This is a genomic window from Aequorivita marina (genome assembly GCF_031631895.2).
Classification (GTDB): Bacteria; Bacteroidota; Bacteroidia; order Flavobacteriales; family Flavobacteriaceae; genus Aequorivita; species Aequorivita marina.
In genome coordinates this window covers 141870-149595 of sequence record NZ_JAVMBW020000009.1, presented here as the reverse complement: position 1 = coordinate 149595, position 7726 = coordinate 141870, and the positions used below count along the sequence as shown (strand labels likewise).

At 36.5% G+C, this 7726-nt stretch carries 9 protein-coding genes; 5 read left to right on the top strand and 4 right to left on the bottom strand.

What is annotated here, in order from left to right; all coding sequences use genetic code 11:
• Positions 1-1073: 1073 nt before the first annotated feature.
• The 3 genes from QPK98_RS11140 to QPK98_RS11130 all read right to left on the bottom strand — a co-directional run bounded on the left by QPK98_RS11140 (position 1074) and on the right by QPK98_RS11130 (position 3430).
• On the bottom strand, positions 1074-1430 hold the full coding sequence (locus QPK98_RS11140; RefSeq protein WP_310993424.1) for a helix-turn-helix domain-containing protein: 357 nt from the start codon (positions 1428-1430) through the stop codon (positions 1074-1076).
• A gap of 1 nt (position 1431) precedes the next feature.
• Positions 1432-1725, bottom strand: coding sequence for a type II toxin-antitoxin system HigB family toxin (locus QPK98_RS11135; RefSeq protein ID WP_310993423.1), 294 nt, complete (start codon positions 1723-1725; stop codon positions 1432-1434).
• Between the two features lie 826 nt (positions 1726-2551).
• Positions 2552-3430 carry a pirin family protein gene (locus QPK98_RS11130; protein WP_310993421.1) on the bottom strand — a complete coding sequence of 293 codons (879 nt, stop codon included), beginning with the start codon at positions 3428-3430 and terminating at the stop codon, positions 2552-2554.
• A 400-nt stretch (positions 3431-3830) separates the two neighbouring features.
• Between QPK98_RS11130 and QPK98_RS11125 the strand changes: the two genes are divergently transcribed.
• Positions 3831-4028 (top strand): PID-CTERM protein-sorting domain-containing protein, encoded by a 198-nt coding sequence (locus QPK98_RS11125; RefSeq protein WP_310993420.1) that lies wholly within the window; start codon positions 3831-3833, stop codon positions 4026-4028.
• On the opposite strand, the gene QPK98_RS11120 is transcribed toward QPK98_RS11125, so the two are convergent.
• Positions 4009-4596, bottom strand: a complete 588-nt coding sequence (locus QPK98_RS11120) for a riboflavin synthase (RefSeq protein WP_310993418.1) — start codon at positions 4594-4596, stop codon at positions 4009-4011. The two genes, QPK98_RS11125 and QPK98_RS11120, sit on opposite strands and share 20 nt — an antisense overlap.
• A gap of 44 nt (positions 4597-4640) precedes the next feature.
• On the opposite strand from QPK98_RS11120, the gene pdxA reads away from it, so the two are divergent.
• The 4 genes from pdxA (at position 4641) to QPK98_RS11100 (ending at position 7707) form a co-directional block, all read left to right on the top strand.
• Complete coding sequence (gene pdxA, locus QPK98_RS11115; RefSeq protein ID WP_310993417.1) at positions 4641-5702, top strand: 4-hydroxythreonine-4-phosphate dehydrogenase PdxA; 1062 nt, start codon at positions 4641-4643, stop codon at positions 5700-5702.
• An 82-nt stretch (positions 5703-5784) separates the two neighbouring features.
• Positions 5785-6330 carry a YceD family protein gene (locus tag QPK98_RS11110; RefSeq protein WP_310993416.1) on the top strand — a complete coding sequence of 182 codons (546 nt, stop codon included), beginning with the start codon at positions 5785-5787 and terminating at the stop codon, positions 6328-6330.
• Between the two features lie 9 nt (positions 6331-6339).
• Positions 6340-6537, top strand: coding sequence for a 50S ribosomal protein L32 (gene rpmF, locus QPK98_RS11105; RefSeq protein ID WP_310993415.1), 198 nt, complete (start codon positions 6340-6342; stop codon positions 6535-6537).
• Between the two features lie 171 nt (positions 6538-6708).
• Positions 6709-7707: a beta-ketoacyl-ACP synthase III gene (locus tag QPK98_RS11100; protein WP_310993414.1), complete on the top strand. Its 999-nt coding sequence runs from the start codon at positions 6709-6711 to the stop codon at positions 7705-7707.
• The last annotated feature ends 19 nt before the right edge of the window (positions 7708-7726 follow it).

Here is a 7726-nt window from a genome sequence, read left to right as displayed (position 1 = left end):
GAAAAGCAGAAAGTATATCCTGAATCTTTCAAAATATCCTGAACTAAGAGAAAAGATCGTAAATGAAACCGGGAGTATCTGACTCTCCCGAAAGCTTTCGGGACAGAAAGTCCCTGGTTCGAGCCCAGGGCCTGTCCCGAATACTTTCGGGGTGGGACCACAAAAAGCACTCTAACCGGGTGCTTTTTTGTTTTGCTCATATTTTGATGAGAAGTTTACACGCTTAATTTTTAGGATTTCATAAACAAGGTGGTGTAACTTTCACGTAAAGCCGAAAACTGTTCTTGATTTCATCAAAATAAAAAAATAAGCTAATAAGGTTTATTGGCTTGCTGCTATATTGTTTTTACGAAGCTAATAAGGTTTTAAAGTTAGCTTCATAAACCTTATTACCTAAGTAACCCAAATCTATAGAGCGATTACAACCTTATTACTTGGGCGATTAAAAGTACACAACAGAGGCAAGTATGGCGAGAAGACTTTTACTCATATTTTTATGAGAGGTTTACTCGCTTTATTTTTAGGATTTCATAAACAAGGTGTTGTAGCATTCACCTAAAGTCGAAAACTGTTCTTGACTCATCAAAATGAAAAATAAGCTAATAAGGTTTTAAAGTTAGCTTCATAAACCTTATTACCTAAGTAACCCAAATCTATAGAGCGATTACAACCTTATTACTTGGGCGATTAAAAGTACACAACAGAGGCAAGTATGGCGAGAAGACTTTTACTCATATTTTTATGAGAGGTTTACTCGCTTTATTTTTAGGATTTCATAAACAAGGTGGTGTAGCATTCACCTAAAGCCGAAAACTGTTCTTGATTTCATCAAAATAAAAAATAAGCTAATAAGGTTTATTGGCTTGCTGCTATATTGTTTTTACGAAGCTAATAAGGTTTGTCTAAGTCTGTTAGACTGATTTTACGAAGCTAATAAGGTTAAAGTTAGCTGCATAAACCTTATTACCTAAGTAACTCAAATCCATAGAGTGATTATAACCTTATTACTTGGGCGATTAAAAGTGCACAACAGAGACAAGTATGTTGGCTATCAAGATTTTTGGGAATGTTGCTCAATAGTCTTGTACCAAAACTTCGGTCGGGATGTGTAATTCGGCGTTTAATTTCCTAATCATATCCAATGTTAGTTTGCGTTTTTTATTCATGATTTCGCTGACTCGACTTTTAAAACCAATCATATCGACCAAATCTTTTTGCTTTAAACCCATTTGCTCCATTCTAAAATTTATGGCTGAAATCGGGTCTGGCATTTCAATTGGGAAACTCTTACTTTCGTAATTGTCAATCAGGATTGCAAGTATTTCCAATTCGTCGCCCTCGTCAGTTCCTCTTTTGGCATCAAAGATTACTTCTAGACGCTTAAGAGCTTCTTGGTAATCTGCCTCGTTTCTAATTGGTTTAATTTTCATCTTAAATTTTGTTTGCATTAATTTTATCATACTCGGCGTGGGTTCCGATGAATCTGATCCAAGCGAGTTGATATTCAAAATTAAATTTTACAATAAGCCGATAATCGTTGCCTTTAATATTAAATACAATCCGATTATCTTTTAATATACTTGCATTTGGGTATTCCGATTTTAGGTCGTTAATATTTGACCAATTGGATTTTTCGATTTCACGATACCACGATTTCAATTGCAATTCGCAGTTTCCGTGCTTTTCCCAAAAATCTCGTAATGTTCCTCGCGAAAAAATTTTCACTTTGTATCCTTTGTCGCAAATATAACACAAAAGTTATCAATTTGGTAACTTTTGTGTTTTGTGCACTTTTGTAGCATTCACCTAAAGCCGAAAACTGTTCTTGATTTCATCAAAATAAAAAAATAAGCTAATAAGGTTTATTGGCTTGCTGCTATATTGTTTTTACGAAGCTAATAAGGTTTTAAAGTTAGCTGCATAAACCTTATTACCTAATTAACTCAAATCCATAGAGCGATTATAACCTTATTACCTTTAGAATTAAAAGTACACAACAGAGGCAAGTATGGCGAGAAGGCTTTTACTTATAAAGCTACTTTTGGCAAGAAATTTATGCTGAACATAGTCGAGCTGAGCCCAGAGCCTGTCCCGAGGATTTTCGGGATGGGACCACAAAAAGCACTCTAACGGGGTGCTTTTTTTGTTTTACTCATGTTTTGATGAGGAGTTGACTCGCTTAATTTTTAGGATTTCATAAACAAAGGTGTTGTAATTTTCACCTAATACCGAAAACTGGTTTTGACTTATCAAAATGAAAAATAAGCTAATAAGGTTTGCCTAAGGTATTTACACTGATTTTACGAAGCTAATAAGGTTAAAGTTAGCTGCATAAACCTTATTACCTAAGTAACTCAAATCCATAGAGCGATTACAACCTTATTACCTTTAGAATTAAAAGTACACAGTATAGGCAAGTATTTTGGCCATCAAGGTTTCCGCTATCTTTTTAAAAATGTTGGTATCTAGCTTAAAAAAGATTGTTTGTAATGCACCTAAATTATGTAACTTCACAAACCAATGTCTCCGAGATAAAGGAAAAGAGATATATTTAATCTTCTAAATAACCAAATTTACCTTGATTAAATTCATTAAACGCTTCCACCAATTCGTCTCTTGTATTCATTACAAAAGGACCATGGGCTGCAATGGGCTCGTTAATTGGCTCTCCACTTAAAACCAACACAATGGCATCTTCGGTAGCTTCTATTTCAAAATTTTCGCCATCGTTGGCCATTAATGCCAAGTGATCTGTTGGCGTTTCTTTGCTTCCATTGATTACTATACTTCCTTCCAGAACAAGAAGTACCGTATTAAAATTTGCTGGAAACTCAAAGCTTGCTTTCCCGCCCTTATTCAACTTAGCATTGAACATGTGTATCGGGGTGAATGTTGAGGCAACACCTTGTGTATCTTTGTATTCACCTGCGATAACTTCAATGGTTCCTGCATTATTTTCTAATTCATACCGATTGATGTCGGCGTATTTAATGGCTTGATATTTCGGGTCGCTCGCTTTATCTTTTTTAGGCAGATTTACCCATAGTTGCACCATTTGAAAATCGCCACCTTTTTTGCTCCATTCCTTTTCGTGGTATTCTTTGTGTAAAACCCCACTTGCCGCGGTCATCCATTGTATATCGCCTTCACCAATTACGCCTCCACCTCCACTGCTATCGTGGTGCGCAACTTTTCCTTTATAGGCTATAGTTACAGTTTCAAAGCCTTTATGCGGATGTACACCTACTCCTTTTGGCTTATCTGAAGGCGGAAATTTATAGGTTGAATTGTAATCCATCATAATAAACGGATCCATTCGTTTCATATCCATTCTATAGCCGCTTGGAATAAATTTATGAACCCGAAAACCATCACCTACAAAATGTGGTTCTCCTGGACGTGCTACTAATTCTACTGTTCTTGTTTTCATATCTTTTAAATTTTATACTACAAACTTACAATGGAAAACAAGCCTGTGCATTGATGTATGTTAAGAAGCTGTTTTCTGAATTTTTTTGAACTAATTTCTTTGAATCGTGATTTAAGTGGGTAATGAGTACTAAATAGAAATTCGGTTTAAAAATATAATTGAAAAGCACATTTAGATGGATAGAGAATATAGTAATGTACAAATTTAAACATGCAATTTTCTTAAACCTGCGGGAGGGTTAAAGTGTTTTTTAGGAAAGGAACCTGAGAAAATAAAGTTTTAAATTTTTCACAGAAATATTAAATTATTACCAAGCAACTCGCTAATTATTTACTTCAGAAAGAAAAAAATACTTACTTTAGTCGCATAATTACATCTTAGCTCTAGTTATACCAAATTAATGACCGCTCTATTTTATAATCTTATTCTTTTAACGCAGCAGGCATCAGATAATGTTCCTCCGCCCAATGGAGATCCACCTCCGCCTGCTCCAGGACTTCCTATTGATGATCATATCTGGGTACTCTTGGCAGCAGGTTTGCTTTTTGGTGTTTATATACTGTATAAAAGAAACCAAGCTACAAATAAGGCTTCATAAGGTTTTTTACATACTTTCCTATAATATCAAATTCTAGATTTACTTCACTTCCAACTTCAATTTCCTTAAAACTTGTATTTTCAAAAGTATAGGGAATAATTGCCACGCTAAATTCTTGCTTCTTTGAATTGACAACCGTTAAGCTTACTCCATTAACGGTAATTGATCCTTTTTCAACAGTAGTGAAATCTGAATTGTTATACGTAAAAGTAAACACCCAACTTCCATTTTCATCTTTTACCGAAATACACTTGGCAACGCAATCTACATGCCCCTGCACAATATGCCCGTCTAATCGGTCGCCCATTTTCATTGCGCGCTCCATATTTACCAAGCCTCCTACTTTTAAAGTTTTTAAATTGGTTTTTTCTAGGGTTTCCTTGATGGCGGTAACAATATAAGCGGCTTCTTTAATTTCTACCACCGTTAAGCATACGCCATTGTGAGCCACACTTTGGTCAATTTTCAATTCTTGAGCCATGGGGCTGTTAATTTCTATATGGAGGTTTTCCCCTTCCTTGTTTAGTTGGGCTATTTTGCCAAGGCTTTCAATTATTCCTGTAAACATCGATACATTTAATTACATTTGTAGTGCAAAAATAACAATTAAAAATGGGGAGAACAGATAAAATAGTAGTGGGCATTTCAATAGGCGATATAAATGGAATTGGTAGCGAAATAATTCTGAAAACCTTTGAAGACGCACGGATGTTAGATTTCTGTACGCCTGTTATCTTTGCTTCGGTTAAATTGATGTCCTTTTATAAGAAGCACTTCGGAACCGATATCAATTTCCACGGTATAGATTCCCTAAACGACCTTGTTCCAAAAAAAATAAACGTCCTTAATGTTTGGAAAGATCACGTTGATGTAACCTTTGGCGAAGACAATAAAACGGGAGGTGAATACGCCATAAAATCATTGACAGCTGCAGTTGGCGCCTTAAAGGAAAATAAAATTCAAACCTTAGTTACGGCACCTATCAACAAATCTAATATTCAATCGGAAACCTTCAACTTTCCAGGCCATACCGATTATTTGGCACAAGAGCTGGAAGGGGAAAGCCTGATGTTGTTAATTTCTGGAAACTTACGGGTTGGTCTTTTAACAGATCATGTTGCGGTAAAAGATGTAGTAAAAAATATTACCCGTGAGCGAATTGATAAAAAGATTAATACCATATACCATACCCTTATTGAAGATTTCGGGATTGAAAAACCAAAAATTGCGGTGCTGGGCATAAATCCACATGCCGGAGACAATGGGGTTATTGGCGATGAGGACGATACGCTCTTGCGGCCGGCATTAGACAATATCCGCAAAAACGGAAAGTTGGTTTTTGGTCCGTATGCCGCAGATAGTTTTTTTGGTACAGGCAACCATAAAAACTTTGACGCGATTATCGCATCGTATCACGACCAGGGTTTAATTCCTTTTAAAACCTTGGCTTTTGGAAGAGGTGTAAACTTTACAGCTGGGCTCAACCGCATCCGTACGTCGCCAGACCATGGAACTGCATTTGATTTAGCTGGTAAAAACGAAGCCAATTTTGAATCTTTTCGAGAAGCTATTTTCAGTGCTGTTTCTATTTTTGAAACCCGTGAGCAATATTTAGAAATAGCTAAGAATCCGCTAAAAATAAGCAAGAGAAGGAGCTACTCAAAAAAGAAATAGAAAAACTAATTTGCTATTAAAAATTTTTTTTATCTTTGCGCCCGCCTTATCCGTAAGGTTAAGGTCTTAAATAGGTGTGGAAATGAAGGATATGAAAGCGTTTACGATCCCTTTCGTAGGGTTGAAATTAGGAAAACACCAGTTTAACTTTGAATTAAAAAAAGCGTTCTTTGAGCATTTTGAGTATGACGAATTTAATGACGCTAGCATTAATCTCGATGTACTGCTGGAAAAAATGAGCACATTAATGGAGTTTACATTAACCTTTAATGGTACTGTAAACGTTGCTTGCGATACCACAAACGAACCCTATGATCAAAAGGTGTCGGGAGCATATACTTTTGTAGTAAAATTTGGCGACGACTATAATGACGAAAATGAGGATATACTCATTTTACCGCATGGAAGCTATGAAGTAAATATTCAGCAATACATCTATGAATCTATCGTGTTGGCCATGCCTTCGCGAAAAGTACATCCCGGTGTTAAAGACGGAACATTAAAAAGCGATATACTCGATAAACTTGAAGAATTAAGTCCGAAAGCGTTAAATGAAGAAGAAACGGCAGACGACGACAATATTGATCCCCGATGGGATTCATTAAAAAAACTATTAACGGATAAATAATAAATAGCAATGGCACATCCAAAGAGAAAAACCTCTAAAACGAGAAGAGATAAGAGAAGAACCCATTATAAAGCTACTGCTCCTACACTTGCAATAGACCCAACAACAGGAGAATCGCATCTTTTCCACAGAGCACACTGGCACGAAGGTAAAATGTACTACCGTGGGCAGGTTGTAATAGATGCTACTGAGCAAACGGAAGCATAAGACTCTCAAATATAATATTGAACTCTCACAGCAATGTGAGGGTTTTTTTGTTTTTTTACTTTGCAGGAAGTCAAAAACAACCTGATTAGTGCCGAATTTCAAGTAAAATTTAGTAATTTTCACTCTTTTTAGGAGATTTTTGATCTTTTATGTGAAACTTAATTCAGCTTTATGAATACAATTACGGCAGCTATTACCGCTGTAGGGAGCTACGTTCCAGATTACGTTCTCTCCAACAAAGTTTTGGAAACCATGGTTGATACCAATGATGATTGGATTACCAGTAGAACGGGAATAAAGGAACGTCGCATTTTAAAAGATAAAGATAAAGGTACTTCCTTTCTCGCTATTCAAGCTGCAAAAGATCTACTTCAAAAAAGTAATACAGATCCTGCCGATATTGATATGGTGATTATGGCAACCGCCACACCAGATATGCCGGTTGCTGCTACTGGCGTTTATGTTGCTACCCAAATAGGTGCCGTAAACGCATTTTCTTATGATTTAGTGGCAGCCTGTTCCAGCTTTCTCTTCGGAATGTCAACGGCGGCACGTTATATTGAATCCGGAAAATATAAAAAAGTACTGCTTCTTGGAGCCGATAAAATGTCGTCCATTATAGATTATACAGATAGAACTACTTGTATAATTTTTGGCGATGGTGGTGGAGCCGTTTTATTTGAACCCAATACAGAAGGTTATGGGGTAAAAGATGAATACCTGCGAACCGATGGAATAGGAAGACCATTCCTAAAAATTGATGCAGGTGGATCTTTGCTGCCAGCTTCCAATGAAACTGTTGCCAATAAACAGCACTTTGTTTTCCAAGAGGGAAAGACAGTTTTTAAATTTGCGGTTTCAAATATGGCAGATGTATGCGAAAAAGTAATGCAAAAAAATAATTTGTCGGGCGAGGATGTCAATTGGCTAGTTCCGCATCAAGCAAACAAACGGATTATTGATGCTACTGCTTCGCGAATGAATCTTCCAGAAGAAAAGGTAATGATGAATATCCATAAGTATGGCAATACCACCTCCGCAACTTTGCCGCTGTGCTTATCAGATTATGAAAAACAACTAAAAAAAGGAGATAACTTGGTTTTTGCCTCCTTCGGTGGAGGTTTTACGTGGGGCGCCGTTTATGTGAAATGGGCCTACGACTCAAAATAATTTATACCAACCCAAAAGA

Excerpts from the sequence above, each read along its gene's own strand:
- QPK98_RS11120 (WP_310993418.1), bottom strand. The coding sequence starts at position 4,596 with ATGTTTACAGGAATAATTGAAAGCCTTGGCAAAATAGCCCAACTAAAC.
- QPK98_RS11125 (WP_310993420.1), top strand. The coding sequence starts at position 3,831 with ATGACCGCTCTATTTTATAATCTTATTCTTTTAACGCAGCAGGCATCA.
- QPK98_RS11140 (WP_310993424.1), bottom strand. The coding sequence starts at position 1,430 with ATGAAAATTAAACCAATTAGAAACGAGGCAGATTACCAAGAAGCTCTT.
- rpmF (WP_310993415.1), top strand. The coding sequence starts at position 6,340 with ATGGCACATCCAAAGAGAAAAACCTCTAAAACGAGAAGAGATAAGAGA.
- QPK98_RS11130 (WP_310993421.1), bottom strand. The coding sequence starts at position 3,430 with ATGAAAACAAGAACAGTAGAATTAGTAGCACGTCCAGGAGAACCACAT.
- QPK98_RS11110 (WP_310993416.1), top strand. The coding sequence starts at position 5,785 with ATGAAGGATATGAAAGCGTTTACGATCCCTTTCGTAGGGTTGAAATTA.
- QPK98_RS11100 (WP_310993414.1), top strand. The coding sequence starts at position 6,709 with ATGAATACAATTACGGCAGCTATTACCGCTGTAGGGAGCTACGTTCCA.
- pdxA (WP_310993417.1), top strand. The coding sequence starts at position 4,641 with ATGGGGAGAACAGATAAAATAGTAGTGGGCATTTCAATAGGCGATATA.